The sequence below is a fragment of the Paracoccus spongiarum genome, from assembly GCF_030732095.1.
GTDB classification, from domain to species: Bacteria; Pseudomonadota; Alphaproteobacteria; order Rhodobacterales; family Rhodobacteraceae; genus Paracoccus; species Paracoccus spongiarum.
Genome location: NZ_JAVAMQ010000003.1, coordinates 133008 through 158894, shown reverse-complemented (window position 1 = coordinate 158894; position 25887 = coordinate 133008). Strand labels below are relative to the sequence as shown.

Genomic DNA, 25887 nt, shown 5'->3' with positions numbered 1-25887 from the left:
GCTCTGCCCGACAGATAGCCGCGCGGCCGCCCTGCCGCAAGGAAGTGCGGCCGTTAACCATTCCTTAAGGCCCGGCGCGTTAACGATTGCCGGGCAGGTCACAGGGGGAATGATGGTCGCCATCGCCTATTCGGTCGCGTTCGAGGGTCTCGAGGCGCGGCTGGTCGAGGTGCAGTGCTCGGCCGCGCCGGGGCTGCCCGGCTTCGCGATCGTGGGCCTGCCCGACAAGGCCGTCAGCGAGGCGCGCGAACGGGTGCGGGCCGCGTTCGGGGCGCTGTCGATCGCGATGCCGAACAAGCGGCTGACGGTGAACCTGTCGCCCGCCGACCTGCCCAAGGAAGGATCGCATTTCGACCTGGCGATCGCGCTGGCGGTGCTGGCGGCGCTGGAGATCGTGCCGGCGGACGAATTGGGGCGCTGCGTCTGCCTGGGCGAGCTGGCGCTTGACGGCAGGCTGGTCGGCGTCGCCGGCGCGCTGCCTGCCGCGATGGCTGCGGCCGAGGACGACCGCGCCCTGATCTGCCCGCGCGCCTGCGGCCCCGAGGCCGCCTGGGTCGATGCCGTGCCGGTGATCGCCCCGGCGACGCTGCGCGAGGTCGTCGACCACCTGACCGACCGCCACCCCCAGGGCCGGGCCACCCCGGGTGTCATCGGCTCGGCGCCGCCGGTCGGCTGCCTCTCGGAGGTCAAGGGCCAGGAACGCGCCAAGCGCGCCCTTGAGATCGCGGCCGCCGGGCGCCACCATCTGCTGATGGTCGGCCCGCCCGGCGCCGGCAAATCCATGCTGGCCGCGCGACTGCCGGGGCTGCTGCCGCCACTGTCGCCCGTCGAGGCGCTGGAAACCTCGATGATCCACTCGCTGGCGGGCACGCTGGAAGATGGCGGCATCTCGCGCCGGGCGCCGTTTTGCGAACCGCATCACACCGCCTCGATGGCGGCAATCGTCGGCGGCGGTCGCGGGGCGAAGCCCGGCCAGATCAGCCTTGCGCACAACGGGGTGCTGTTTCTCGACGAATTTCCCGAATTCCCGCGGCAGGTCCTCGAGACACTGCGCCAGCCGATCGAGACCGGAGAGGTCGTCGTCGCGCGCGCCAACGCCCATGTCCGCTATCCCTGCCGGTTCCTGCTGGTGGCGGCGGCCAACCCGTGCCGTTGCGGTCACCTGGCCGATGCGGCGCTGGCCTGCGCAAGGGCGCCGAACTGCGGCGCCGACTACATGGGCAAGATCTCGGGGCCGCTGATGGACCGGTTCGACCTTCGGCTCGAGGTGCCGGCCGTCGGCTTCATGGATCTGGAACTGCCCGCGGGCGGCGAGACTTCGGCGCAGGTCGCGGCGCGCGTTGCAGCCGCGCGGGCAGTGCAGGCCCGCCGGTTCGTCGACAAGCCGCGGCTGCGGGCCAATGCCGACGCCTCCGGGGCGCTGCTCGACGAGATCGCAGCCCCTGACGATAAGGGCCGCGCGCTGATCCACCGCGCCGCCGAACGGCTGGGTCTGACGGCGCGCGGCTATCATCGCATCCTGCGCACGGCGCGCACCATCGCCGACCTGGACGACTCGGTGCGGGTCCATTCGCATCACCTGGCGGAGGCGATCAGCTATCGCCTGCCCTTCGTTGCCGGTGGCTGAGGGTCCGCCCGCGCCTTCTGCCGCGATCAGCGCGCGGCCAGCCGAGCCTCGATCGCCTCCCAGATCAGAGCGGCGGCGTTGACCCCGTCGAAACGCTCAAGCTCCTGAATTCCGGTGGGCGAGGTCACGTTGATCTCGGTCAGCCAGCCGTCGATCACGTCGATGCCGGTGAAGATCAGGCCTTTCTCGCGCAGCACCGGACCCAGCGCCCGGCAGATCTCGTGCTCGCGCTCGGTCAGGCCGACCTTCTCGGCGCGCCCGCCGACATGCATGTTCGACCGCGCCTCGCCCTGCTGCGGCACACGGTTGATCGCGCCGACGGGTTCGCCATCGACCAGGATGATGCGCTTGTCGCCCTTGCTGACCGCGTGGATGAATTTCTGTGCGATCATCGGTTCGCGGTTGATCCCGGCGAACAGTTCCAGCAGGGCCGAGAGGTTGCGGTCATCGGGGTCCAGATGGAACACCCCAGCCCCGCCATTGCCGTAAAGCGGCTTCACGATGATGTCGCCATGCCGGTCGCGAAAGCGGCGGATCGCTGCCGCATCACGCGCGATCGTCGTCGGCGGTGTCAGCTCCGGAAAATCCAGCACCATCAATTTTTCGGGGCAGTTGCGCACCCAGAACGGATCGTTGACGACCAAGGTCGCCGGATGAACCCGGTCCAGCAGATGCGTCGAGGTCACATAGGCCATGTCGAAGGGCGGATCCTGGCGCAGCCAGACGACGTCGGCATCGGCCAGATCAAGCTCGGCCCAGTCCCCGAAGGTGACATGGTCGCCCTGCTTGCGCCGCAGCGTGACCGGCCGGCCCCATGCCGTCACCCGACCTTCGTCATAGCGCAGGTTGTCGACGGTATAGTGGAAAAGCCGATGCCCGCGCGCCTCGGCCTCCAGCGCGATGCGAAAGGTGCTGTCGGCCTCGATCGCCACATGCTCGATCGGATCCATCTGCAACGCGACATAGAGGCTCATGGCAGTCTCCTGAAAGGGGATGGCCGCTTTTCCCTTGTCCGGTGCGGGGATGCAAGGGCCGCTCAGGCCTCTGCGAAGGCGTTGCAGACAAGGTCGACACGGCCCGAGCCATCGACCAGCGCGACATCGAAGCGCATCTCGGTCGCAAGGCCCGAAGGAAGGCTCCCGCAATATTCGCAGGCCGCGGCGCAAAGCCGGTCCATCTGCCTGCGGCCAAGACGCCACGCCGCCTGCGACAGGCTCGCCGCCTGCTTGACCTCGACGAACACGACGCACTCCCCGTCGCGGCAGATCAGGTCCACCTCACCGGCCGCACCGCGCCATCGCCGCGCAATGATGGCAAACCCCCTCCCTTGCAAGTGCCGGGCGACCGTGTCCTCGGCCAGCGCGCCCGAGAGATGCGCAACCCTGCCACGCGCGGAACGCGCTGACCCGGCATGGGCCCCGGACGCGGGCATTCCCGACCAGCGAGCAGCGTTCGACCAGTATCCCATCTCATCCCCTCGAACTGTCCTGTCCCGAACCGTCGCGACAGGCCGGCGCCCGGTCGCGCCCGTGGTCATCCTCGCCGCCCGCCTCAAGCGCAAGCGCGGCCTGATAGACATCGCGCCGGGGCAGACCCAGATCGCGCGCCACCTCGCGCGCCGCATCCTTCAGGGTCATCTGCCCCCTTCGCGCCAACAGGGCGGCGCGCACGGTGCCGGCATCGGCGATCGCAGGTGTCGGGCGATCAAGCAGCATCACGACCTCGCCTTTCAGCGCCGCCATGCGCGGTTCGGCGGCCAGCGCCGCAGCGGTCCCGCGAATCACCTCCTCGAATTTCTTCGTCAGTTCCCGCGCCACCACGATGACACGATTCGGGTCAATCTCGCACAACTCTGTCAATGTCTGGTTAACGCGCCTCGGGCTCTCGAACAGGATCACGGTGGCGTCAAGCCCGCCCCATCGCCGCAGCCATGTCGCGCGTGCGGCCCTGGTGGAGGGTGGGAACCCTGCGAACAGGAACCGGTCGCTTGGCAGCCCGGAAAGGCTCAGCGCCGCCAGCGCCGCCGAGGCGCCCGGCACCGCATGGACGCGCGCGCCGGCCTCGGCAGCATCGCGCGCGAGGCGATATCCCGGATCGGCCACCAGCGGGGTGCCCGCATCCGAAGCATAGGCGATGCTTGCCCCCTCGCCCAGCGCCGCCAGCAGCGCGGGTCGCGCCCGGTCGGCGTTGTGGTCGTGATAGGCCAGCACCCGGCGCCCCCGCAGCGGGATGCCGTGAATGTCCATCAGGTGCCGCATCACGCGCGTATCCTCGGCGGCCAGAAGGTCGGCGGAATTCAACACGTCCAGCGCGCGCAGGGTGATGTCGCGCGCCGCCCCGATCGGGGTCGCGACGAGATAGAGGCCCGGCTGCAGCGGATCGGCCGCGACATGGGCTGCCAGCCGCCTTGCGGGCTCGGCGCCGGCGCCCGGGCGGCCGGTCCCGGCCGTCTCAAACCTGTCGCCCATCGGCGCGATCCCCTGTCATGGCCCGGGCCGGCGACAATTGCCAATTCCGGGCGATCCTCATAACCTGCGGCCAAATCGCCGCCATCAGATCATATTGCAGGGAAGTTTCACATGTCAGCATCTGCCACAACCCGGGCCGGATCGCCGCTGCGCCGTGCGATCTGCCGGGTGGCAGCGGTCGTTTCCGCAGCCTTTATTGCAGCCTGCCAGCCGATCGGCGGCGCCGAGCAGGCGTCAGGGCCCAGCATCGGCCCGCTGATCGAACCCGGCCAGCCGGTCCGGGTCGCCCTCCTGGCGCCGGCCGGCACCGGGGCGCAGGACCTGGAATGGCTGGCCCGCAGCCTCAAGAACGCGGCGCGCATGGCGGCAGCTGACGCGCAGGGCGCGGCAATCGACCTGCGCATCTACGACACCGGCGACAGTGCCGCGCAGGCCGTCGCGCAGGCCGGCGCCGCCGCCGATGCGGGGGCACAGATCATCATCGGCCCGCTGTTCGCCGACGCCGCCAACGCTGTCGGCAACGCCATGATGCCGCGCGGCATCAACGTGCTGTCCTTCTCGAACAATGCCGAGATCGCCGGCGGAAACGTCTTCATCCTCGGCAACAGCTTCGCGAATGTCGCCGACCGGCTTGTGGCCTACGGCGTCCGCTCGGGCAAGCGCAACTACTATGTGGTGGCCGAGGATGACATTGCCGGCCAGATCGGCGGACGCGCGATCGAGACCGCCATCGCCCGCAACGGCGCCCGTCTTGCCGGGCGCAGCAACCATCCCGTCTCGGTCAGCGGCATCGACCGGACCACCCCGCAGATCCTCGCGGCCGCGCGCTCGGGCCAGGTCGATGCGATCTTCATGACCGCCAACAACCAGGCCGTGCTGCCCTATCTGACCGAAAAGCTGGCCGCCGCGGGCGTCACCTCGCAGGTCACGCAATTCATGGGCCTGACCCGCTGGGACCAGCCGCCGCAGAGGCTGACGCTGGCGCAGCTGCAGAACGGCTGGTTCGCGCTGCCGGACCAGAACCTCAAGGCGCAGTTCGATGCGCGCTATCGCGGCCAGCATGGCGAGCCGCCCCATGAGCTGGCGTCCCTGGCCTATGACGGCATCGCGGCCATCGCCTCGTTGGTGCGGGCGGGCAAGCGCAATGCGCTGACCACCGACGGGCTGACGCAATCCTCGGGCTTCAATGGCGTCGGCGGCGTGTTCCGGCTGCGGCGCGACGGCACCGCGCAGCGCGGGCTTGCCGTTGCGACGATCCGCAACAACCAGGTCGTCGTCCTCGACCCGGCGCCGCGCGGCTTCCGCGGGTTCGGCTTCTGACTTGGGCGAGGCCCTTGCCCCCGCCACGCAGCAAAGCGCCCCCGGCCTTCCGGGGGCACATCTGCTTTTCGACACGCCGGGCTTTCTGGCCCTGCTTGACGACAAGCTGCACGGCCTGAAGGAACCGCGCGACATCCGCGCCGCGACCGTGGCGATCCTGTCCGAGGCACGCGCCGCCGCGATGGCCGACGTCGAGGCGGGCTTCGCGGGCCATCCCCGTGCGGCGCGTGAAACGGTGCGCGCCATTGCCGCGATGACCGATGGCATCGTCTGCGCGATCCACCACGTCGCCACCGGCCGGCTGCATCCGGTCAAGACCGCCTCGGGCGGCGAGCGTCTGGCCGTGCTGGCCGTCGGCGGCTATGGCCGCGCCGAGATGGCCCCGGCCTCGGATGTCGACCTGCTGTTCCTGACCCCCTACAAGATCACCGCATGGGCCGAAAGCGTCGTGGAATCGATGCTTTACATGATGTGGGACCTGAAGCTGAAGATCGGCCATTCGATCCGCAGCATCGACGACTGCCTGCGGCTGGGCGCCGGTGACATGACCATCCGCACCTCGCTGGTCGAACATCGGCTGGTCACCGGCCATGCGCCGCTGGCCGAGCAGTTGCGCGAACGGCTGTGGACCGACCTTTTCGCGAGGACGGTTCCCGAATTCATCGAGGCCAAGCTTGAGGAACGCGCCGCCCGCCACCAGCGGCAGGGCGGCCAGCGCTACGTGCTGGAGCCCAATGTCAAGGAGGGCAAGGGGGGCTTGCGCGACCTGCAGACCCTCTACTGGATCGCGAAATACATCCACCGGGTCGATCGCGCCGTCGAACTGGTCGATCTGGGCGTGTTTTCGCGCGACGAGCACCTGTCCTTCTGGCAGGCCGAGGATTTCCTGTGGGCGGTGCGCTGCCATCTGCACCTGATCGCCGGGCGGCCGGTCGACGTGCTGTCCTTCGACATGCAGGTCGAGGTGGCGCGGCGCATGGGCTATCGCGACACATCGGCCCGGCGCGGCGTCGAATACTTCATGCAGGACTATTTCCGCCACGCCACCCGCGTGGGCGAGTTGACCCGCGTGTTCCTGACCGAGCTTGAGTCCCGCCATGTTCGCAATGCGCCGATCCTCGGCCGGATCTTCCGGCGGCGGCGCAAGCTGAAGGCGGGCTTCATCGACCAGCACGGCCGGCTTGCGATTCAGGACGATGACGGCTTTCTGGCCGATCCGCTGAACATCCTGCGCCTGTTCGAGGAGGCGCTGCGCACCGGCATCCTGATCCACCCCGACGCGATGCGGCTGATCGCCGCCAACCTCGACCGCATCGACGACCGGATGCGCGCCGATCCCGAGGCGATCCGCATCTTCATGGACCTGCTGCTGAAGCACGGCAATCCCGAACGGGCACTGCGGCGGATGAACGAACTGGGCGTGCTGGCCGCCTTTATTCCCGAATTCGAGCCGGTCGTCGCGATGATGCAGTTCAACCTGTATCACCACTATACGGTGGACGAACATTCGATCCAGTGCGTCGCCGCCCTGGCCGAGATCGAGCGGGGCGAACACCCCGCCGACCTGCCCCTGTCCAGCCAGATCATGGATCGCGGCATCAGCCGGCGGGTGCTGTATCTGGCGGTGCTGCTGCACGACATCGGCAAGGGCCGGCCCGAGGACCACTCGATCCTCGGCGCGCGTCTGGCCCGCCGGATCGCCACCCGCTTCGGCTTTTCGCAGGACGACATCGACACCGTGGAATGGCTGGTGCGCAATCACCTGCTGATGTCCGACGTGGCGCAGAAACGCGACATCGCCGATCCGCGCACGCTGCGCGACTTCGCCAAGCTGGTAAAGACCCGCAAGCGGCTGGACCTGCTGCTGGTGCTGACCGTCTGCGACATCCGCGGGGTCGGGCCCGGCACCTGGAACAACTGGAAGGCCGCGCTGCTGCGCAAGCTGCATTCGGAAACCGCCGGGGCGCTGGAAAGCGGGCTCGAGGAACTGAATCGCGACAAGCGCCAGAACGAGGCCAAGCGCTCGCTGCGCCATCTGCTGGTTGCAAAGGGCTGGGACGCGCGCGAGATCCGTGCCGAAATCGCCCGGCATTACGACAATTACTGGCCCGGCCTGCCGACCGACACCCAGGCCGTCTTCGCGCAGCTGCTGCGCCAGATCGGCCCCGACGAGATCCGCATCGACCTGCGCGCCGACAAGGATCGCGACGCAACGCGTGCGGCCTTCGTGCTGGCCGATCATCCGGGCATCTTCTCGCGGCTGGCGGGGGCGCTGACACTGATGGGCGCGAACGTCGTCGATGCCCGCACCTACACGACGCGCGACGGCTATGCGACGGCGGTGTTCTGGGTCCAGGACTCCGAGGGTCACCCCTTCGCCGAGGACCGCCTGCCCCGGTTGCGCCAGACCATCGTGCGCACCCTGATGGGCGAGATCGTCGCCCGCGAGGCCTTTGCGTCCCGCGACAAGCCGAAGAAGCGCACCCGCGAGTTCCGCTTTCCGACCCATGTCACCTTCGACAACGAAGGCAGCGACATCTATACCATCATCGAGGTCGATACGCGCGACCGACCGGGCCTGCTGTATGACCTGACCCGGACGATGGCGGCAAACCATATCCAGATCGTCAGCGCCGTGATCGCCACCTTCGGCGCACAGGTCGTCGACAGCTTCTACGTCAAGGACATGTTCGGGCTGAAGCTGCACAGCGAGGCCAAGCGCGACCTGCTGGAGAAGAAGCTGCGCAAGGCGATCGCCGACGGCGCGAAACGGGCAGAGGCGTAGGACAGCATGAAATCGGGGCTGGTGCGCGGGTTCCTGTCGGTGGGACTCTGGACCTTCGTGTCACGGGTCTCGGGCTTCGTGCGCGACATCCTGATGGCCGCCTGGCTGGGCACCGGCCCGGTCGCCGAGGCCTTCCTGATCGCGCTGTCTTTGCCCAACATGTTCCGCCGCTTCTTCGCCGAAGGCGCCTTCAACACCGCCTTCGTGCCGATCTTCTCGAAGAAGCTCGAGGATCCCGACGACGCCCGCCGCTTCGCCTCCGAGGCGTTTTCGGGGCTGTTCGCGGCGGTGCTGCTGCTGTCGGCGGTGGCGATGATCTTCATGCCGGTGCTGGTCTGGCTGATGGCCTCGGGCTTTCAGGGCGATGCGCGCTTTGCGCTGGCCGTCGAGTATGGCCGCATCACCTTCCCCTACATCCTGCTGATCTCGCTGGCCTCGATGATCTCGGGGGTGCTGAACGCCAATGGCCGCTTCACCGCCGCCGCCGCCGCGCCGGTGCTGTTGAACCTGCTGTTCATCGTCGCGATGGGGCTGGGACGCTGGCGGGGGTGGGACCTGGGCCTGACGCTGGCCTGGGCCACGCCGGTCACCGGCATCGCCCAGCTTGGCCTTGTCTGGTGGGATGCCCGGCGCACCGGCTGGCGTTTCTGGCCGCGCCGCCCGCGCCTGACGCCCGACATGCGCCGGTTGCTGGCCGTGGCCCTGCCCGCCGCCTTCGCGGGCGGGGTGGTGCAGCTGAACCTGCTGATCGGGCGGCAGGTCGGCTCGCGCTTCGAGGGCGCGATCGCCTGGCTCAGCTATTCGGACCGGCTGTATCAGCTGCCGCTTGGCGTCGTCGGGGCGGCCGTCGCGGTGGTGCTGCTGCCCGAATTGTCGCGGCGGCTGCGCGCCGAGGATCACGCCGGCGGCCAGTCGGCCTACAGCCGCGCGACCGAGTTCGGGCTGTTCCTGACCCTGCCCGCGGCCTTCGCCATCGCGGTCATCGCCGAGCCCATGGTCGCCACCCTGTTCGAGCGCGGCCAGTTCACCGCCCATGACACCCGCCAGACCGCCGCGGCCCTGGTGGTCTATGCCCTCGGCCTGCCGGCCTTCGTGCTGCAGAAGATCCTGCAGCCGCTGTATTTTGCACGCGAGGATACCCGGACGCCGTTCCGTTTTGCCGCCTTCTCGATGCTGGTGAACGCGGTGGTGGCCTTCGGGCTGATGCCGCTGATCGGCTTTCTTGCAGCCGCGATCGGCACCACGATCGCGGCCTGGGTGATGGTCGGCCAGCTGTGGTGGGGAACCCGCGCGATGGGCCAGGCCGCCCGCGCGGATGCACGGCTGATCCGCGCGGCCCCCCGGATGCTGGTCGCCGCCGCGCTGATGGCCGCCGCGCTGTGGGCGGTCAGGCACTGGCTGGACACCGCCGGGCTGGGCCGGGTCTCGGGCCTTGCGATCCTCGTCTTCGGGGGCGCAGTGCTGTATTTCACGCTCAGCTTCGTGACCGGGGCCTATCGGCTGTCGGACCTGAGATCGGCCACGCGCCGGTCGCGTTAGTCCCCGCTCAGCGTTGGCGGATCTGGCGCAGAGCCCGGGCAACGCCGCCATCGACGAGGAGGAAGCTGAGCCCGAAGCCGGTGGCGAAACCTGCAAGCTCAGCAATCCAGCCAAGCCCCGCGCCGCCGAAGACGACGCCGAAGACCAGCTGGAACAGCAGCAGCATCCCGATCAGCGTGAAGGCACGCATCCGGTTGGCATTTGCCGCCGCAAGCCGGGTCCACAGCAGGAAGGTGAAGGCGCCGACCAGCCCGTAGACCGCGGGATAGCCGCCGACCAGCGGCGCCACCCGTCCGTGCAGCGCCGAGACCGCGACCGTGTAGACCATCGCCCCGCCGATCGCGCTGCCCAGATAGAGCACGATCACCGCCCACGGCCGGAACTCGCGCGCGACCATGTTGCCAAGGGCCAGGGTGAAGGCCAGCACGAACAGCGCATGGGTCAGCGATGTCTGCACGAAGCTGTAGCTGAGAAGCCGATACAGCTGGTCCCAGTCGATGGCGCCAAGCGACCACATGCGCTGCACCATTTCAGGGGCGTAGGCGGTCATCTGCATCGCCGACAGGCGCAGTCCGATCCCTTCGGCCCCGCCGATCAGCCCCAGACGGCCCAGCCCGAACACCGCCTCGCAGGCAAGGACCGGCAGGACCAGCGCCCAGACGGCGGGCGGCAGCGGATTCAGGGGGGACTGGGTCAGGCCGTCGCGCATCGGGGTTCCTTCGGGTTGCGGTCGCTGCGGCCAACAGCTAAGCCAGCCGCGTGCGAATTCCAAGCAGGCCAGACATGAGCGAGACGATCCCTTCGGGCAATCACGGCACCTCGGGCTTCACCCCGCGCATCTTTTCGGGCATCCAGCCTTCGGGCGGGCTGACCCTGGGGAACTACCTCGGCGCGCTGAAACGCTTTGCCGCGCTGCAGGGCGCGGGGGCCGAGACGATCTATTGCATCGTCGACCTGCATGCGATCACCGTCTGGCAGCAGCCCGAGATCCTGCGCGCGCGCATCCGCGAGGCCGCGGCGGCCTTCATGGCGGCGGGCGTCGATCCGGCGCAGTCGATCCTGTTCAACCAGAGCCAGGTCAGCGCCCATGCCGAGATGGCCTGGCTGTTCAATACCGTCGCCCGCGTCGGCTGGATGTACCGGATGACCCAGTTCAAGGACAAGGCCGGCAAGAACAGCGAGAATGCCAGCCTCGGGCTTCTGGCTTATCCGGCGCTGATGGCCGCCGACATCCTGACCTATCAGGCGACGGCCGTGCCGGTGGGCGAGGACCAGAAGCAGCATCTGGAACTGACCCGCGACATCGCGGCCAAGTTCAACCACGACTATGGCGTGACCCATTTCCCGATCACCGAACCGCTGATCGAGGGCGTTGCCACGCGCGTGATGTCGCTGCGCGACGGCAGCCGGAAGATGTCGAAGTCCGACCCCTCGGATGCCAGCCGCATCAACCTGACCGACGATGCCGACGCCATCGCGCAGAAGATCCGCAAGGCGCGCACCGATGCCGAGCCGCTGCCCGACCGCATCGAGGACCTGAAGGACCGTCCCGAGGCGCGCAACCTGGTCAACATCTACGCCGCACTGGCCGACGAGACGCCGGGATCGGTGCTGGCGCGCTTCGAGGGCCAGGGTTTCGGCGCCTTCAAGCCCGCCCTGGCCGAGCTTGCGGTGGCGAGCCTGTCGCCCATCACCCGGAAGATGGCCGAATACATGGCCGATCCGGCCGAGATCGACCGGATCCTGGGCGAGGGTGCCGCACGGGCGGACGCCGTCGCGCAGCCGATCCTGAATCGGACCAAGGATGTGATGGGCCTGCTGCGCAGCAAGGGCGGGATCGCCGGCCGCTGACCGCAGCCGGCCGGCGCGGCCCTATTCGCTGATCCGGGTCTGGCCGGTATCGGCCTGCGCGATGGCGATCATCTGCGCCAGTTCGGGGTCGGCGTTCAGATCGGCCAGCGCATAGCTAGCGGTCAGATTGTCAGGCGACAATTCGATGTTCTTGACCACCTGCGGGCCGGGCGCGGCAGGACCGTAGGTCTGTCCGGCAAGGGCGAAATAGACCGCCCCCGAATTGCCGGTCCGCAGTAGCGGCGCCTCGTCCGAACGCGGCAGCACGAAGCGTTCGCCCGCATCCATGATCTTTTCCAGCAACACCGTGCCATCGGCCAGCGTGACCCGGACCCAGGCGGGCCGCGCCGCCAGCAGCTCCAGCGCCGGCGCCTCGGCCGCCATGGTGCGCACCGCGGACGCCGTCTCGGCGAGGGCCGGGTCCAGGTCGCCGGCACCGTCCAGCGCCGCGGTCTCGACCGGTTGGGCCTGCGGCGCATCGGCACCCGCATCGGCGGCCGGCCGGGGCTCGTCAGGCGCGGCAAGGCCGGGGTCGATGGCCGCAATCGGGCCGTCGCGCGCAGTCAGAACCGGCGCCTCCAGGATCTGCGGGCGATACAGCCGGTCCAGCGCCTCGGGCTGCGGCAGGTTCTGTGCCAGATCGGCCGTGTCGCTGAGATCCAGCGCAGGTTCCGACATCGCGGCCCCCTCGACAGGATCCAGCGCGGTGATGACACCGGGCTTGTCGTCGCCCGGCGACAGCGTCACCCGCTGCACCTCCTGAAGGATCGACCAGCCGCCATAGGCCAGCCCGCCGACCAGCGCCGCCAGCACCAGCACCGAACCGATGGCCCGCGGCTCGACACTGGACCAGAAGCTTTCCTGCTGCGGAATGAACAGCGCGCGCGGATTGGCCAGCGCCTCGGCGGGGTCCGAGGGGCGGCGCACCGGCTTCGGTCCCGAGGCCGAGGCCGCCATGCCATGCGTCGGCTGAAAGCCCGACTCGGCGCAGAAGCGGCGGAAGGTCCAGTCGGGGTCCATGCCCAGATACCGCGAATAGGATCGCACATAGCCTGCGATGAAGCTGGGCGTGTCGAAGGCGGTCACATCGCAATTCTCGATGGCCGCGACATAGGAGGCCCTGATCCGCAATTCACGCTGCACATCCAGCAGCGACTTGCCGAGTGTCGCCCGCTCTCCGCGCATCAGGTCGCCCAGGCGCGTGTCGTCATCGAGGAAATGGCACCCTTCCTCCACCGTCACAAACTCCTCTGACGGGTGCTCAGCCCGCAGCCTGCTCATCCGAATGCCCTACCTGCCCACATGTTCGATCGCCCGAATCGGACGATACGAGTCCTTGATTAAGGCAAGGTTATCACGGGGGCGAGAGCAGTTCACCCGCGGATTTGGTCAGGCACTCAATTCGGCGCGATTGAGCGAGCACTGCGACCATAATGCATCCATAGCGCGAACCAGATGGTCGATTCGCTTGGCGTCATGGACCGGCGAGGGGGTGAAGCGCAGCCGCTCGGTGCCGCGCGGCACGGTCGGGAAATTGATCGGCTGGACGTAGATTCCATAGTCGCGCAGCAGCATGTCGGACAGCGCCTTGCAATGCACCGGATGGCCGACATGCACCGGAACGATATGGCTGCCGTGATCGATGATCGGCATGCCCAGCGATTTCAGCCGCATCTTCAGGATCCTGGCGTGCAGCTGCTGGGCGTCGCGCAGAACCTGACCGCCGGCGCCCTTCAGCACCCGGATCGAGGCTGCGGCGCCCGCCGCCACCGCGGGCGGCAGCGAGGTGGTGAAGATGAAGCCCGGCGCGTAAGAGCGGATCGCATCGCACATGCGGGCGCTGGCGGCAATGTAGCCGCCGAAGACGCCGAACGCCTTGCCGAGCGTGCCGTTGATGATGTCGATGCGGCCGGCCAGCCCGTCGCGCTCGGCCACGCCGCCGCCGCGGGGGCCATACATGCCGACCGCATGCACCTCGTCCAGATAGGTCAGCGCGCCGAATTCCCGCGCCAGATCGCAGATCTGCGCGATCGGGCCGAAATCGCCGTCCATCGAATAGATCGACTCGAAGGCGATCAGCTTGGGCGCCGCGGGATCGTCCGCCGCCAGCAGCTGCCGCAGATGCGCCACGTCATTGTGCCGGAAGATCCGCTTGGCACCGCCATTGCGCTTGATCCCCTCGATCATCGAGGCGTGGTTCAGCGCGTCCGAATAGATGATCAGGCCGGGAAACAGCTTCGGCAGCGTCGAGAGGGTGGCGTCATTGGCAATATAGGCGCTGCTGAATACCAGCGCGGCGTCCTTGCCGTGCAGGTCGGCCAGTTCCGCCTCGAGGCGCTTGTGATAGACGGTCGTGCCGCTGATGTTGCGGGTGCCGCCCGAGCCGGCGCCCGCGGACTCCAGCGCCTCGTGCATCGCCGCCAGGACCTCGGGGTGCTGGCCCATGCCGAGATAGTCGTTGCCGCACCAGACGGTGATCTCATCGTGCGTTCCGTCGGGCCGGTTCCACACCGCCTGCGGATAGCGCCCCTTCGCCCGCTCGATATCGATGAAGGTGCGATAGCGACCTTCCTCGTGCAGGCGACCGATGGCCTGGTCCAGGGCGGCATCATAGTTCATCGCGGGTGGTCCCTTGCATAGCTGGCTGGGTGCGATCATGGTCGATCACGCGCGGTCGGTTGTTGATACATGTCATGTTGCGTCATTGACAGGTCAAATTTGTCGCATCGCGACCAAGGTCCCTCAAGGAACACGCGGGCAATCCGGCGCGGGAAAGGCATGTCATGGGTGATCGGCACAGGCTTGACGAGGTGCTTGCGCAGCTGCGGGCCGGACAGGACGCGGCGCTGAAACGCCTGCTGGACTTCCTCCGCATCCCGTCGATCTCGACCGATCCGGCGCATCGCGGCGACGTGCGTGCCGGGGCAGAGTGGCTGCGCGACCAGCTGGCCGGGCTGGGCTTCGCGGCGCAGGTCCACGACACGCCGGGCCATCCGATGGTCCTGGCCCGCTCGGCGCCGGGCGACGCCCGCCCGCTGCTGTTCTATGGCCATTACGACGTTCAGCCGGTCGATCCGCTGTCGCTGTGGTCCAGCCCGCCCTTCGAGCCCTCGGTCGAGGACACGCCCGGCGGCCGGGTGATCCGCTGCCGGGGCGCGTCGGACGACAAGGGCCAGCTGATGACCTTTGTCGAGGCGTTCCGCGCCTGGAAGGCCGTGCATGGCGAACTGCCCTCGGACCTGATCCTGCTTTTCGAGGGCGAGGAGGAATCCGGCTCGCCCTCGCTGCGCCCCTTCCTGACCGCCAATGCCGGGGCGTTGCGCGCCTCGCTGGCGATGATCTGCGATACCGGCATGTATGCGGACGGGCGACCCGCGATCACCACGCAGCTGCGCGGACTGGTCGGTGAGGAGGTGGTGATCCGGGGTGCCGATCGCGACCTTCATTCCGGCAGCTTCGGGGGGCTGGCGGCCAATCCGGTCATGGTGCTGGCCCAGGCCCTGGCCGCGCTGAAGGATGGCGCGGGCCGCGTCACCCTGCCCGGCTTCTATGATGGTGTCGAGGATCTGCCCGCAGAGCTTGCCCGCGACTGGGATGCGCTTGGCTTCGATGCCGGCGAATTCCTGGGCCGCGTGGGCCTGTCCCTGCCCGCCGGCGAGGCCGGGCGCAGCCCGCTTGAGATGCTGTGGAACCGGCCCACCGCCGAGATCAACGGCATCACCGGCGGCTACGCCGGCGAGGGGTTCAAGACGGTCCTGCCCGCCGAGGCCCGCGCCAAGGTCAGCTTCCGTCTGACCGGCCGGCAGGACCCGGCGCGCATCCGCGCTGCCTTCCGCGACCATGTCCGCGCCTTCGTGCCCGTCGATTGCAGCGTCGAGTTCCACGAACATGGCGGCAGCCCGGCCAGCGTGATGGACACCTCGGACCCCGCCTTTGCCGCCGCAAAGCGGGCGCTTGGCGAGGAATGGGGCCGCGAGGCCGCCTTCATCGGGGCCGGAGGCTCGATCCCGATCGCCGGCGATTTCCGCGAGATCCTCGGTATGGATTCGATGCTGATCGGCTTTGGCCGCGACGACGACCGCATCCATTCGCCGAACGAGAAATACGATCTGGAAAGCTTCGTGAAGGGCGCGCGGTCCTGGGCGCGCATCCTCGCGGCGCTGCGCTGATCCCGCCCCGGAATTGCCTGCGCCGTTTACCGTCCGTTAACCCGAAGCTGCAATGCTTCTCGGGCGGTCGCCGCGAATCTTGCGAAACCGCACACAGCGAGGCGCTTCGGCTTGCGGCAAAGTCCCCCTTGGCCCCGGCCGAAGCGACCTTCGCGACCGCCCCTGCCCCCCGAGGCTCAGCCGTCGGCGCTGCAATAGCTCTGGCTGCTGGTCCAGGCGGCGATGTCGGCGCGCTTCTTCGAATTGCGCAGGGGCGCCCAGTCACGGGCGACGCCGCGCCAGCCGGTGCCGTCATGGGCCACCGCATTGTCGCGTCCCACCTGCCGAGACATGATCCGCACCGCGCAGGTCATGTTGTCAGCGCCATCGGTGATCGCGCCGCTGCAATCATAGTTCCGCCAGGTCGCGGGCGCGATCTGCATGAGGCCCAGCCATCGCCCGCCGCCGCCGCTGGCGCGCGGATTGTAGGTGCTTTCATGCTTGGCGACCGCCGACAGGAGCCCCGCCCAGAACGCCTTGCGGCCAGTTGTGGTCAGCTGCTCGTAGTTGGGGCAGAACTGGTTGATGTCATGGGGCACCCGCGACATGATGGCCACCCCCTCGCGATCCAGCGCGGCCAGCGTCGCGCGCGTCCATGCGTCCGACCCGCTGCGGTCCCCCCACCGCATCGGAGGTGCGGCGGCCAGCTGCATCTGTTCGGCCTCGGCGACCCTGGCGGCCGCGTCGTCGGGCGCGGTCACGGCGCTGGTCTGGCAGGCTGCCAGCATGGCCAGGGCGGCAAGGGGGGCGATCATCGCGCGCATGCGAACCTCGTGGAATGTAAAGCGGCCTTATGGTCGCCTCAGCGATGAGGCCACGGCCATGATCCCGCAAGCGTGCCGTCCGCACCTCGGCGGGATCACGCCCGCGGCGGCCGGCCGCATGGTCGGAAATCCGCCGATCGCGCCCCGCCCGCGCCACCGCCTTAACCCTTTTTCAACCCTTTGCCACCGGTCGCCTCCGGCGCTGCCGATTCGCCGTGCAGGGCGCCGCGGTCGCGAATCACCAAGGGCGCCGCGCAAGCCGCGCGGCAGGCCGTGACAATGCCCGCGGGCTGGCCTAGAACCGCGGCAAGACCACCACCCCTCAGACGAGGCCGCCCATGCTTGACCACCTGTCCTTCTCTGCCCCGCAGCCGAAAGTCATCGCCGGCGCGAAGGGCGACTGGGAGCTGGTCATCGGTCTCGAGGTTCACGCCCAGGTCGCCTCGCGGGCCAAGCTGTTCTCGGGGGCCTCGACGACCTTCGGGGCCGAGCCCAACAGCAACGTGGCCTTCGTGGACGCCGCGATGCCCGGGATGCTGCCGGTCCTGAACGAATTCTGCGTGGCGCAGGCCGTGCGCACCGGGCTGGGGCTGAAGGCGGTGATCAACATGCGCTCGGCCTTCGACCGCAAGAACTATTTCTACCCTGACCTGCCGCAGGGCTATCAGATCAGCCAGCTTTACCACCCCATCGTGGGCGAGGGCGAGGTGATCGTCGACATGGCCCCCGGCATCGCGCGCCGCGTCAGGATCGAGCGGATCCATCTGGAACAGGATGCCGGCAAGTCGATCCACGACATGGACCCGACCATGTCCTTCGTGGACCTGAACCGCACCGGCGTCGCGTTGATGGAGATCGTCAGCCGTCCCGACATCCGCGGCCCCGAGGAAGCCGCCGCCTATGTCGCCAAGCTGCGCCAGATCATGCGCTATCTGGGAACCTGCGACGGCAACATGCAGAACGGCAACCTGCGCGCCGATGTCAACGTCTCGGTCTGCCCGCCCGGCGCCTATGAGCGATATCAGCAGACGCAGGATTTCAGCCATCTGGGCACCCGCTGCGAGATCAAGAACATGAACTCGCTGCGCTTCATCCAGGCGGCCATCGACCACGAGGCCCGCCGCCAGATCGCGATCCTCGAGGATGGCGGCAGCATCGTGCAGGAAACCCGGCTTTATGATCCCGACAAGGGCGAGACGCGGTCGATGCGCAGCAAGGAAGAGGCACACGATTACCGCTATTTCCCCGACCCCGATCTGCTGCCCCTGGAAATCGATGAGGCCTGGGTCGCTCAGATCCGCGACTCGATGCCCGAACTGCCCGACGCCAAGAAGGCGCGCTTCGTTCAGGATCTGGGACTGTCGGAATACGACGCGGGCGTGCTGACCGCCGATGTCGAGAATGCCGACTACTTCGAGGCGGTGGCCCGCGGTCGCGACGGAAAGATCGCGGCGAACTGGGTCATCAACGAATTGTTCGGCCGGCTGAACAAGGAGGGCTTGGGGATCGAGACCTCGCCCGTCTCGGCCGCCCAGCTTGGCGGCGTGATCGACCTGATCGGCTCGGGCGACATCTCGGGCAAGATCGCCAAGGACCTGTTCGAGATCCTCTGGGCCGAGGGCGGAGACCCGGCCGCGATCGTCGAGGCGCGCGGCATGCGCCAGGTGACCGACATGGGCGCGATCGAGAAGGCCGTGGACGAGATCATCGCCGCCAACCCCGATCAGGTCGAAAAGGCGCGGGCGAACCCCAAGCTTGCTGGCTGGTTCGTCGGGCAGGTGCTGAAGGCAACCGGCGGCAAGGCAAACCCGGCGGCGGTCAATGCGCTGGTCGCCCGCAAACTGGGCGGCTGACGCCGCGCCCCCTCACCCATCGCCGCGCGCCGCCTTGCGCCCCCGCCAGCAGGAGCCGATCATGCCCTTCGAATATACCGCCATCCCTGCCCCGACCCGCGGCGAAAAGGCCCGGGAGGCCAGAACCCCGACGGATCGTTATGCCCGGGCGCTGGCGGCAGAACTGAACCGGATGGCGGCGGATGGCTGGGAATACCTGCGGGCCGACGTTTTGCCCAGCGAAGAGCGCAGCGGCCTGACAGGTCGAAACACCGTCTATCACAACCTGCTGATCTTCCGCCGATTGGCGGCGCCGGCGCAGGAAGAAAAGGCGCCGCAACGCTACCTGCCACAGCCAGAATACCCGGTCGCCGCCTCGCCGGCCCGCGCCCCCGAGCCGCGCCCGCACATCCCGGATGCCGCAGCACCCCGGCCGGCCGATCCCGTGGCCGGGTCAGGCGTCTCGGCCCCCTCGCGAGACGACCATCACCAGACCGATGCGACACCGCCCGCACCACGCAAATCGCCCGCCGATCAGGACTGATCGGCGAGCCATGCCGCGCGCACCTGGCCACGGGCAGTCAGATCGCGATCATGCCGTGTTCACCCAGGTCAGGCTTGTCGCCCGTCAGCTTAGATCGAGCGATCTGATACAGGAAACCAAGGCTGCCGCCGGTCAGCCAGACCTCGGCCTCGCCGGCGTCGAAGCGCAGCAGCTGAATGTCATCATCTCGCCGCCCCTCCTCGAACCAGCTTGAGGCGACGGCGTTCCACAGCTCGTCCAGCTTGGCGCGATCCTCGGACAGCGAGATTTGACCCTCGATGCGGGCGAACAGCCCCTCTCGGCCATCGGTCACGAGGTGAAGGGCGGGCTGCGGGCCGTCTGCAAGATGCCGGGCAAGGTCGGTCTGCCGGGCGGTGATGAACCACAGCGCCGCGGAGTCGCGGTCGGCATAATGCGACATCGGCACGAAGCGCAGGTCGCTGCGCAGGCCCAGCATCCCGGCATTCACATCGTCGAGCCGATCCCAGAAACGGTCGCGCAGGTCAGTCTGTTCGGACATCATGATCCCTTTCGGGCCGCGTCATGCGGCGTCGGGGATCAACCTTCCAGCGGGCAAGCGGTTCCGCCGCCGGCCTCGGACCGGCTCAGACGGCGATCTTGCCGCTGTCGGCCAGCGGATCGTTGACGCCGCAATCGGCGGCGACCCCACCCCGGGCGCGCCGCTTCCGCGGCCGCAACGCATCGGGCAGCGACATGTGTTCGTCAATGAAATCAAGCACAAGTGGCCGGATATTCAGACGCCAGGACTTGCCCGCGAAGATCCCGTAATGGCCCGCGCCCGGCTCCAGGTGCTGCTTCTTGCGCTCGGCCGGAACGCCGCTGCACAGATCCAGCGCGGCAACGCATTGCCCCGGCGCCGAGATGTCGTCATTGGTGCCCTCGACGGTCATCACCGCGACATCGGTGATCTTGCTGATGTCGACGGGCCGGCCATTCACCACAAAGCGGTTCTGCGCAATCTCGAGATTCTTGAAGATGCGCTCGACCGTCGACAGGTAGAACTCTGCCGTCATGTCCATCACGGCAAGATATTCGTCGTAGAACCTGTTGTGCCTGTCGCCCTCGGTCGCAGTGCCGCGCGCCTCGTTGAAGATCTTGTCGAGGAAGGCCCGGCCATGCGTTTCGGCATTCATCGCGATGAACGAACTCAGCTGCGCCAGACCCGGATAGACCATCCGCCCCGCGCCGCGATATTTGAAGCCGACCGACTGGATCACCAGATGTTCCAGCTGTCCCATGGTCATGCGGTTGCCGAAATCGGTGACCTCGGTGGCGGCGGCATCGGGATCGACCGGCCCGCCGATCAGGGTGAGGGTCCGCGGCTGGGCCTTGGGATCCTCCTCGGCCAGGATGGCCGTGGCGGCCAGCGCCAGCGGCGCCGGCTGGCAGACCGCGATCACGTTGGTTTCCGGGCCCAGATGGCGGATGAAGTCGACCAGATAGCCGGTGTAGTCCTCGATATCGAACTTGCCCTCGCTGACCGGGATGTCGCGGGCATTGTGCCAGTCGGTGACATAGACCTCGCAATCGGGCAGCAGCGAGGCGACGGTCGAGCGCATCAGCGTCGCGTAATGCCCCGACATCGGCGCGACCAGAAGCACCTTGCGGATCTGCGGCTCGCGGCGCGCGACGCGGAAATGGATCAGGTCGCCGAAGGGCCGTCTGACCACCGGCTCGACATAGACGATGTGATCCTGCCCGTCCTCGCCCGCGATCGCCTGGATCTCCCAGTCGGGCTTGATGACCATGCGGGCAAAGCTGCGCTCGGTCACGCGGCCCCATGCGCTGATGAGCTTGAAGGCCGGGTGCGGGATCAGGGCGAAGGCCGGGTAGGACGACATGGCCCGGGCCGTCGCGCCCAGCCATTCGCTTGTGTTCCGAATCGTTTCCATCGCGTCGTAGGAAACGATTCCCTTGACCCCCTTGATCGTCATCGCACCCACCATTTGCTGCATTGCGGCGTCAACTGATCGTGTTCGGAGTGACAGGTCGCGCGGATCAAAAGCCGCCTTTACCCTCTGCCCGCCCTGCGCGTATCATCAGCATGTTGTTAGGGGGGAAATCCGGTCATGGCAAGCAAGTCGAAACAGTCCGGCACGAATATTGCGCCGCAGCATGACCAAAAGGCAACAAGCGGAAAACCTGCAAAAGCCTCGCGCAAGCCGGCAAGCGCGGCCGCAAAGCCGGCCGCCGCCAAGGCGGAAGGCAAGGCCCGGACCGCGGCCGCAAAGCCCTCTGCGAAGGCCGCCGCCGCAGCCCCGCGTGCCACACCCGCGCCACGTGCGGCGGCCGCCAAACCCGCGCTGGAAAAAGCCCCCGCTGCGCCGCAGAAGAAGCCGAAGACCCGCAAGCCGTCGCCGCCCGCGCCGGCCCGGCCGCAGCCCGATGCCGCGCCGGCCGCGCCCACGCTGCAGCGCAAGGATGCCATGTCCCGCGCGGCCTCGACGGCGGCCAGCGACGCCAGCGCGGCGCAAGGACCCGACCTCGACCGCCTTGCCGAGGCCGGGGGCGGCCCCGCGGCGCGCCGCCTTGTGGAGAATATCGAGCGGATCGAGGCGCTGAGCAGCCGCTTGGTCGCGGCCCTGACCGACCGCGCGATGCCCAATCCCGGCGTCGAGGCGCCGGGGCCGGAACTGCTGATGACCACCGCCAGCGCCTGGATGAAGACGCTGGCCGACCAGCCGGCCCGGGTCATCGAGCGGCAGGTCAGCTACTGGGGCGAGACGCTGCAGCACTATACCCGCGCGCAGATGGCACTTGCCCGCGGCAAGCTGACCGCGCCCGAGGACGATGCGCCCGGTGACAAGCGGTTCAAGAACCCGCTGTGGCAGAGCCACCCCTATTTCAACTTCGTGAAGAACCAGTATCTCATCAACGCCCGCGCACTCGAGACCGCCGCCCGCGACCTTGACCTGCCCGATGAGGTCGCGCGCAGGCGCGTGGACTGGATGACCCGCCAGTTGGTCGATATGATGGCACCCACGAACTTCCTCGCCACCAACCCCGACGCGCTGGAGCGGGCCGTGCAGACCGAGGGCGAAAGCCTCGTGCGCGGGCTGGAGAACCTCGTCCGCGATGTCGAGCAGAGTGGCGGCGAGATGGTCGTGTCGCTGGCCGACCGCGAGGCCTTCACCGTCGGCGAGAACATCGGCACCAGCGAAGGCAGCGTCGTCCACCGCGCGCCGCTTTACGAGCTGATCCAGTACAGGCCGCTGACCGATCAGGTCCACGCGCTGCCGCTGCTGATCTTCCCCCCCTGGATCAACAAGTTCTACATCCTCGACCTGAAACCGCAGAACAGCCTGATCCGCTGGCTCTTGGAACAGGGCCACACGCTGTTCATCGTCAGCTGGAAGAACCCGGATGCCAGCTTTGCCGATATCGGGATGGAGGATTATGTCGGCGCCTATCTGGACGCGATGGACCGGGTGCGGTCGCTGACCGGCCAGCCTCGGCTGAACGTGGTCGGATACTGCATCGCGGGCACGACGCTGGCCCTGACACTGGCCCTGCTGCAGCAGCGCGGCGACGATCGGGTGAATTGCGCGACGCTGTTCACCACGCTGACCGACTTTTCGGATCAGGGCGAGTTCACGACCTATCTTCAGGACGATTTCGTGAACGGCATCGCCGACGAGGTCGAACGCCACGGGCTGCTGCGCGCCCAGCTGATGTCGCGCACCATGAGCTTCCTGCGCGCCAACGACCTTGTCTGGGGACCCGCGATCCGCAGCTACATGCTGGGCGAGACGCCGCCCGCCTTCGACCTGCTCTACTGGAACGGCGACGCCACCAACCTGCCGGGCCGCATGGCGCTGCAATATCTTCGCGGTTTGTGCCAGCAGAACCGCTTTGCCGGCGACGGCTTCGACCTGATGGGGCACCGGCTGACGCTGGGCGATGTGCAGGTGCCGCTGTGCGCGGTGGCCTGCGAGAACGACCACATCGCGCCCTGGCAGGATTGCTGGCGGGGGGTGGCGCAGATGGGGGCGCGCGACAAGACCTTCATCCTGTCGCAGTCGGGCCACATCGCCGGCATCGTCAATCCGCCCGGCAGGCGAAAATATGGCCATTACGCAGGCGGCAGGGATTTCGACCACGGCCACGAGGCGTGGCGCGAATCATCCGGCTTCGACCAGGACAGCTGGTGGCCGCTCTGGGGCGCCTGGTTGGCCGAACGGGCCGGCGTGATGGTGCCGGCCCGTGCCCCGGACAGCGAAGTCCTGCCGGCGCCGGGCAGCTATGTCCATGAACGCGCGGGTTGACGGCGGCGCGCGGGTTCAACCTTCACAAGCACTTAGGCGAGATCTTGTGGAGGGAGCAAAAATTTATGCTGCATCGCAGCAATTGCCCTTGAAATGCCGCGCCGCAGCATGCATATTGCCCTCACGACAGGAATTGCAGCGGCATCTGACATGACCAGACCCCGACCGCTGCGGCAATAGGAGAACTGACATGGCAAAGACCCCCGATTTCACCAAGACCCTGCAGGACATGATGGCCAACTTCCCGATCGACACCTCGTCGTTCCAGGAAGCCGTCAAGTCGCAAACCGCGCTGACCGAGCGTCTGGCCAAGGTCGCCCTGACCGCCGCCGAGCGTTCGACCGAGATCTCGGCCCAGTGGGCCAAGGACAGCATCTCGCGCCTGGGCGAGCTGGCCGTCGTCAAGGAAGAGCCGGCTGACTACGCCAAGGCGATGACCGACTACGCCTCGGCCTCGGCCGAAGTCGCCGCCGAGCACATGGCCGCCTTCGCCGAAGTCGCCAAGAAAGTGCAGATGGACACCGTCGATCTGATGCTGACCGCTGGCAAGGACATGTCGGCCGACGTGCAGAAAGCCGCCGAAAAGGCGACCCGCGAAACGCAGGCTGCCGTGAAGAAAGCCACTGCCGCCACCACCGCCGCGAAATAATCGCGCCCGGCTGACGGATCGATCGGAGGGGGGTGGGCGACCACCCCCCTTTTTTCATGCGCGGCACCGCGCCGTGACGGCCGGCAGGGCCGCTGCCGCCGATCGCGACGCGGGGGCGCGAAACCGAAAGACGCGGAAATTTTCTTTGCCTTTTCGTGATGCTGCACCCATCATGGGCCAACGACATTGCGAGAGGGCCCGCCGATGGCCGCTACAGCCACGCCGCTGCTGATCAAGCGTTATGCCAGCCGGCGGCTCTATAACACCGAGACCAGCGACTACGTGACGCTGGAGGATATCGCCACCTTCATCCGCCAGGGGCGCGAGGTGAAGATCGTCGACCTGAAATCCGGCGACGACCTGACCCGCCAATACCTGCTTCAGATCATCGCCGAGCATGAAGGGCGGGGCGAGAACGTTTTGCCCCTCGACGTGCTGACCGACCTCGTGCGCAGCTATACCACCAGCGCGCAATCGGTCGTGCCGCAATTCCTCGCCGCCAGCTTCGAGATGCTGCGCGAGGGCCAGTCGAAGCTGATGGAGAACATGGCCTCGATGTCGAACCCGATGGCCGCGATGCCCGGCTTCGACGCCATGCAGCGCCAGCAGAAGATCTTCATGAAGGCGATGATGGGCGGCTGGCGCGGCGGCGCCTCGGGGCCGGAACCCGACGACATCAATCCCGAGGCGGGCCAGGGCGACACGCCCCCTGCCCCCTCCGGCGCCGCCAGCCCCACCCGCAAGCCACGGGCAGCTGCATCAGACGCGGCGCCATCCGCCCCTGCAGCCGATGACGGCGCCTCGGACGAACAGGACATGGCCGAGATCCGGCGCCAGCTCGCCGACCTGCAGAAGCGAATTTCCAACCTCTGACTTGCGCCCGCCCGGCGCGCAGGCTAGACCCGCGCCGTCGGAGCGGTGGCCGAGTGGTCGAAGGCGCACGCCTGGAAAGTGTGTAGGCGGGCAACCGTCTCGAGGGTTCGAATCCCTCTCGCTCCGCCACTTGCCTCTGCGAAAGCGTTCTCCCCATCCGGCTGCGGCCGGATTTTTTCGTTGTTTTCGAGGGTTATGCGGGTGGGGCTTTGCACTGACGTCCTTGCCACAGCAGCCGGACACGCTCTCTTGAGCCCGATATTCTCCGGACCTCTCGACTACGCGCATTCGGTGTAGAGCCCGTAACCATTTGAAAATATAGGGTCAGTTCCTCGCACCACCTGAACACTTCGATGCCAGTGGCGTTTGTGGAAAGGAACAGAAATCCAACCGTTCTTTTTCCCTGCAGCCTCGCAAGCCCCTTCCGCGATTGAGAATTTCCGGAGACGACGGCATCCTGTCGGTGAAGGAGGCCATACATGGCGGAACCGGACCTCGACACCGATAAGCTCGACGACGCGGCGCTGGCGATCCTCAGCCTGACGCTGCATGACGGCAATCGCGTCTGGAAAGGGATCGACTGGTCGATCACCGACCGGCTGCACGCCAAGGGGCTGATCCACGATCCCATCGGCAAGGCGAAATCGCTGGCCCTAACGGAAGTCGGACTGGCCCGAGCGGAGGCGGCTCTCGCCGAATTGTTCGTGAAGCAGTCGGACGATTCAAAGAGGTCGGAACGATGAAACCGGCCGACGAGGAGCGCATCGCCGCCCGGCTGGCGAAGCTGATGGCGATGATCTGTGTGCGCAACACGGGGATCGAGGACTTGCACGCCGGGACCGTTCCGGTCACCCACAAGGGCGACTATTCGGACGTGTTCATCACCGATGCCGACGGCCGCCAGATTCCATGGTCTGACGCGTCCCATCTCGACGACGACGAGATGCGAAACCTGATGCGACAGATCGTCGACCGGCTCTACACCTTTCACCTCAAGGCTGACGACGCGGAGTTTCGAGACCACCTCGACCGTTGGCTTGCCGTTGCCGGACGATGGGACGAACCGAAGCTGGATGAGGCCTTTCTTGCGACTATCGCCGGCGGGGAAGCCAAACCGCCGAGATAGCAATTCGCGGTCAGG

General features: G+C 67.7%; 22 protein-coding genes, 1 tRNA gene and 1 pseudogene. 14 read left to right on the top strand and 10 right to left on the bottom strand.

Features of this window, described 5'->3' with window-relative positions:
• Positions 1-112: 112 nt before the first annotated feature.
• Positions 113-1627: a YifB family Mg chelatase-like AAA ATPase gene (locus tag Q5Y72_RS04555; RefSeq protein ID WP_305962363.1), complete on the top strand. Its 1515-nt coding sequence runs from the start codon at positions 113-115 to the stop codon at positions 1625-1627.
• A 26-nt stretch (positions 1628-1653) separates the two neighbouring features.
• Here the strand turns inward: Q5Y72_RS04555 and gshB are convergent, their stop codons facing one another.
• The 3 genes from gshB to rsmI all read right to left on the bottom strand — a co-directional run bounded on the left by gshB (position 1654) and on the right by rsmI (position 4095).
• Complete coding sequence (gene gshB / locus Q5Y72_RS04550) at positions 1654-2601, bottom strand: glutathione synthase (protein WP_305962208.1); 948 nt, start codon at positions 2599-2601, stop codon at positions 1654-1656.
• A 62-nt stretch (positions 2602-2663) separates the two neighbouring features.
• On the bottom strand, positions 2664-3059 hold the full coding sequence (locus tag Q5Y72_RS04545) for a YraN family protein (RefSeq protein WP_305962362.1): 396 nt from the start codon (positions 3057-3059) through the stop codon (positions 2664-2666).
• A 37-nt stretch (positions 3060-3096) separates the two neighbouring features.
• Positions 3097-4095, bottom strand: a complete 999-nt coding sequence (gene rsmI, locus Q5Y72_RS04540; RefSeq protein ID WP_305962207.1) for a 16S rRNA (cytidine(1402)-2'-O)-methyltransferase — start codon at positions 4093-4095, stop codon at positions 3097-3099.
• Between the two features lie 111 nt (positions 4096-4206).
• Between rsmI and Q5Y72_RS04535 the strand changes: the two genes are divergently transcribed.
• The 3 genes from Q5Y72_RS04535 to murJ are packed head-to-tail and all read left to right on the top strand — an operon-like array spanning position 4207 to position 9739.
• On the top strand, positions 4207-5415 hold the full coding sequence (locus Q5Y72_RS04535; RefSeq protein ID WP_305962206.1) for a penicillin-binding protein activator: 1209 nt from the start codon (positions 4207-4209) through the stop codon (positions 5413-5415).
• A gap of 1 nt (position 5416) precedes the next feature.
• Positions 5417-8200, top strand: coding sequence for a [protein-PII] uridylyltransferase (locus tag Q5Y72_RS04530; RefSeq protein ID WP_371930758.1), 2784 nt, complete (start codon positions 5417-5419; stop codon positions 8198-8200).
• 6 nt (positions 8201-8206) lie between these two features.
• The gene (murJ, locus tag Q5Y72_RS04525; protein ID WP_305962205.1) at positions 8207-9739 is read left to right on the top strand and encodes a murein biosynthesis integral membrane protein MurJ; all 1533 of its coding nucleotides are present in this window, start codon (positions 8207-8209) and stop codon (positions 9737-9739) included.
• Between the two features lie 7 nt (positions 9740-9746).
• On the opposite strand, the gene Q5Y72_RS04520 is transcribed toward murJ, so the two are convergent.
• Complete coding sequence (locus Q5Y72_RS04520; protein WP_305962204.1) at positions 9747-10448, bottom strand: rhomboid family intramembrane serine protease; 702 nt, start codon at positions 10446-10448, stop codon at positions 9747-9749.
• A gap of 74 nt (positions 10449-10522) precedes the next feature.
• On the opposite strand from Q5Y72_RS04520, the gene trpS reads away from it, so the two are divergent.
• A complete protein-coding gene (trpS, locus tag Q5Y72_RS04515) occupies positions 10523-11590 on the top strand; it encodes a tryptophan--tRNA ligase (protein WP_305962203.1) in 1068 nt (355 codons plus the stop codon).
• A gap of 21 nt (positions 11591-11611) precedes the next feature.
• On the opposite strand, the gene Q5Y72_RS04510 is transcribed toward trpS, so the two are convergent.
• Together Q5Y72_RS04510 and hemA are read right to left on the bottom strand one after the other, a co-directional pair.
• Complete coding sequence (locus Q5Y72_RS04510) at positions 11612-12871, bottom strand: helix-turn-helix domain-containing protein (RefSeq protein WP_371930757.1); 1260 nt, start codon at positions 12869-12871, stop codon at positions 11612-11614.
• A gap of 108 nt (positions 12872-12979) precedes the next feature.
• On the bottom strand, positions 12980-14209 hold the full coding sequence (gene hemA, locus Q5Y72_RS04505; protein WP_305962202.1) for a 5-aminolevulinate synthase: 1230 nt from the start codon (positions 14207-14209) through the stop codon (positions 12980-12982).
• Positions 14210-14373: 164 nt separating this feature from the next.
• Between hemA and Q5Y72_RS04500 the strand changes: the two genes are divergently transcribed.
• Complete coding sequence (locus Q5Y72_RS04500) at positions 14374-15759, top strand: M20/M25/M40 family metallo-hydrolase (protein WP_305962201.1); 1386 nt, start codon at positions 14374-14376, stop codon at positions 15757-15759.
• A gap of 176 nt (positions 15760-15935) precedes the next feature.
• Here the strand turns inward: Q5Y72_RS04500 and Q5Y72_RS04495 are convergent, their stop codons facing one another.
• Complete coding sequence (locus Q5Y72_RS04495; protein WP_305962200.1) at positions 15936-16553, bottom strand: lytic transglycosylase domain-containing protein; 618 nt, start codon at positions 16551-16553, stop codon at positions 15936-15938.
• A gap of 347 nt (positions 16554-16900) precedes the next feature.
• Between Q5Y72_RS04495 and gatB the strand changes: the two genes are divergently transcribed.
• Both gatB and Q5Y72_RS04485 read left to right on the top strand, forming a co-directional pair.
• Complete coding sequence (gene gatB / locus Q5Y72_RS04490) at positions 16901-18415, top strand: Asp-tRNA(Asn)/Glu-tRNA(Gln) amidotransferase subunit GatB (RefSeq protein WP_305962199.1); 1515 nt, start codon at positions 16901-16903, stop codon at positions 18413-18415.
• Positions 18416-18476: 61 nt separating this feature from the next.
• Complete coding sequence (locus tag Q5Y72_RS04485; protein WP_305962198.1) at positions 18477-18938, top strand: DUF4177 domain-containing protein; 462 nt, start codon at positions 18477-18479, stop codon at positions 18936-18938.
• A gap of 37 nt (positions 18939-18975) precedes the next feature.
• Here the strand turns inward: Q5Y72_RS04485 and Q5Y72_RS04480 are convergent, their stop codons facing one another.
• From Q5Y72_RS04480 to Q5Y72_RS04470, 3 genes are all read right to left on the bottom strand, one after another.
• A complete protein-coding gene (locus Q5Y72_RS04480) occupies positions 18976-19458 on the bottom strand; it encodes a pyridoxamine 5'-phosphate oxidase family protein (RefSeq protein WP_305962197.1) in 483 nt (160 codons plus the stop codon).
• 85 nt (positions 19459-19543) lie between these two features.
• Positions 19544-20914, bottom strand: a complete 1371-nt coding sequence (gene phaZ / locus Q5Y72_RS04475; protein WP_305962196.1) for a polyhydroxyalkanoate depolymerase — start codon at positions 20912-20914, stop codon at positions 19544-19546.
• 95 nt (positions 20915-21009) lie between these two features.
• Entirely contained in the window at positions 21010-21387 is a 378-nt protein-coding gene (locus Q5Y72_RS04470) for a hypothetical protein (RefSeq protein ID WP_305962195.1), read from the bottom strand.
• Here Q5Y72_RS04470 and phaC point away from each other — a divergent pair.
• The 6 genes and pseudogenes from phaC to Q5Y72_RS04440 all read left to right on the top strand — a co-directional run bounded on the left by phaC (position 21386) and on the right by Q5Y72_RS04440 (position 25872).
• The gene (gene phaC / locus Q5Y72_RS04465; protein ID WP_305962194.1) at positions 21386-23224 is read left to right on the top strand and encodes a class I poly(R)-hydroxyalkanoic acid synthase; all 1839 of its coding nucleotides are present in this window, start codon (positions 21386-21388) and stop codon (positions 23222-23224) included. The genes Q5Y72_RS04470 and phaC overlap by 2 nt on opposite strands.
• Positions 23225-23414: 190 nt before the next feature.
• Positions 23415-23873, top strand: coding sequence for a Phasin (locus Q5Y72_RS04460; protein ID WP_305962193.1), 459 nt, complete (start codon positions 23415-23417; stop codon positions 23871-23873).
• A 204-nt stretch (positions 23874-24077) separates the two neighbouring features.
• Positions 24078-24515, top strand: a pseudogene (phaR, locus tag Q5Y72_RS04455) (polyhydroxyalkanoate synthesis repressor PhaR); the annotation flags it as partial.
• 270 nt (positions 24516-24785) lie between these two features.
• Positions 24786-24875 (top strand) — tRNA-Ser (locus Q5Y72_RS04450).
• A gap of 350 nt (positions 24876-25225) precedes the next feature.
• Positions 25226-25489: a DUF6429 family protein gene (locus Q5Y72_RS04445; RefSeq protein WP_305962191.1), complete on the top strand. Its 264-nt coding sequence runs from the start codon at positions 25226-25228 to the stop codon at positions 25487-25489.
• The gene (locus Q5Y72_RS04440; RefSeq protein WP_305962190.1) at positions 25486-25872 is read left to right on the top strand and encodes a hypothetical protein; all 387 of its coding nucleotides are present in this window, start codon (positions 25486-25488) and stop codon (positions 25870-25872) included. Before Q5Y72_RS04445 ends, Q5Y72_RS04440 begins: the two co-directional genes overlap by 4 nt.
• Positions 25873-25887 lie beyond the last annotated feature (15 nt).

Excerpts from the sequence above, each read along its gene's own strand:
- Q5Y72_RS04555 (WP_305962363.1), top strand. The coding sequence starts at position 113 with ATGGTCGCCATCGCCTATTCGGTCGCGTTCGAGGGTCTCGAGGCGCGG.
- gshB (WP_305962208.1), bottom strand. The coding sequence starts at position 2,601 with ATGAGCCTCTATGTCGCGTTGCAGATGGATCCGATCGAGCATGTGGCG.
- Q5Y72_RS04545 (WP_305962362.1), bottom strand. The coding sequence starts at position 3,059 with ATGCCCGCGTCCGGGGCCCATGCCGGGTCAGCGCGTTCCGCGCGTGGC.
- rsmI (WP_305962207.1), bottom strand. The coding sequence starts at position 4,095 with ATGGGCGACAGGTTTGAGACGGCCGGGACCGGCCGCCCGGGCGCCGGC.
- Q5Y72_RS04535 (WP_305962206.1), top strand. The coding sequence starts at position 4,207 with ATGTCAGCATCTGCCACAACCCGGGCCGGATCGCCGCTGCGCCGTGCG.
- murJ (WP_305962205.1), top strand. The coding sequence starts at position 8,207 with ATGAAATCGGGGCTGGTGCGCGGGTTCCTGTCGGTGGGACTCTGGACC.
- Q5Y72_RS04520 (WP_305962204.1), bottom strand. The coding sequence starts at position 10,448 with ATGCGCGACGGCCTGACCCAGTCCCCCCTGAATCCGCTGCCGCCCGCC.
- trpS (WP_305962203.1), top strand. The coding sequence starts at position 10,523 with ATGAGCGAGACGATCCCTTCGGGCAATCACGGCACCTCGGGCTTCACC.
- Q5Y72_RS04510 (WP_371930757.1), bottom strand. The coding sequence starts at position 12,871 with ATGAGCAGGCTGCGGGCTGAGCACCCGTCAGAGGAGTTTGTGACGGTG.
- hemA (WP_305962202.1), bottom strand. The coding sequence starts at position 14,209 with ATGAACTATGATGCCGCCCTGGACCAGGCCATCGGTCGCCTGCACGAG.
- Q5Y72_RS04500 (WP_305962201.1), top strand. The coding sequence starts at position 14,374 with ATGGGTGATCGGCACAGGCTTGACGAGGTGCTTGCGCAGCTGCGGGCC.
- Q5Y72_RS04495 (WP_305962200.1), bottom strand. The coding sequence starts at position 16,553 with ATGATCGCCCCCCTTGCCGCCCTGGCCATGCTGGCAGCCTGCCAGACC.
- gatB (WP_305962199.1), top strand. The coding sequence starts at position 16,901 with ATGCTTGACCACCTGTCCTTCTCTGCCCCGCAGCCGAAAGTCATCGCC.
- Q5Y72_RS04485 (WP_305962198.1), top strand. The coding sequence starts at position 18,477 with ATGCCCTTCGAATATACCGCCATCCCTGCCCCGACCCGCGGCGAAAAG.
- Q5Y72_RS04480 (WP_305962197.1), bottom strand. The coding sequence starts at position 19,458 with ATGTCCGAACAGACTGACCTGCGCGACCGTTTCTGGGATCGGCTCGAC.
- phaZ (WP_305962196.1), bottom strand. The coding sequence starts at position 20,914 with ATGCAGCAAATGGTGGGTGCGATGACGATCAAGGGGGTCAAGGGAATC.
- phaC (WP_305962194.1), top strand. The coding sequence starts at position 21,386 with ATGTCCCGCGCGGCCTCGACGGCGGCCAGCGACGCCAGCGCGGCGCAA.
- Q5Y72_RS04470 (WP_305962195.1), bottom strand. The coding sequence starts at position 21,387 with ATGGCATCCTTGCGCTGCAGCGTGGGCGCGGCCGGCGCGGCATCGGGC.
- Q5Y72_RS04460 (WP_305962193.1), top strand. The coding sequence starts at position 23,415 with ATGGCAAAGACCCCCGATTTCACCAAGACCCTGCAGGACATGATGGCC.
- Q5Y72_RS04445 (WP_305962191.1), top strand. The coding sequence starts at position 25,226 with ATGGCGGAACCGGACCTCGACACCGATAAGCTCGACGACGCGGCGCTG.
- Q5Y72_RS04440 (WP_305962190.1), top strand. The coding sequence starts at position 25,486 with ATGAAACCGGCCGACGAGGAGCGCATCGCCGCCCGGCTGGCGAAGCTG.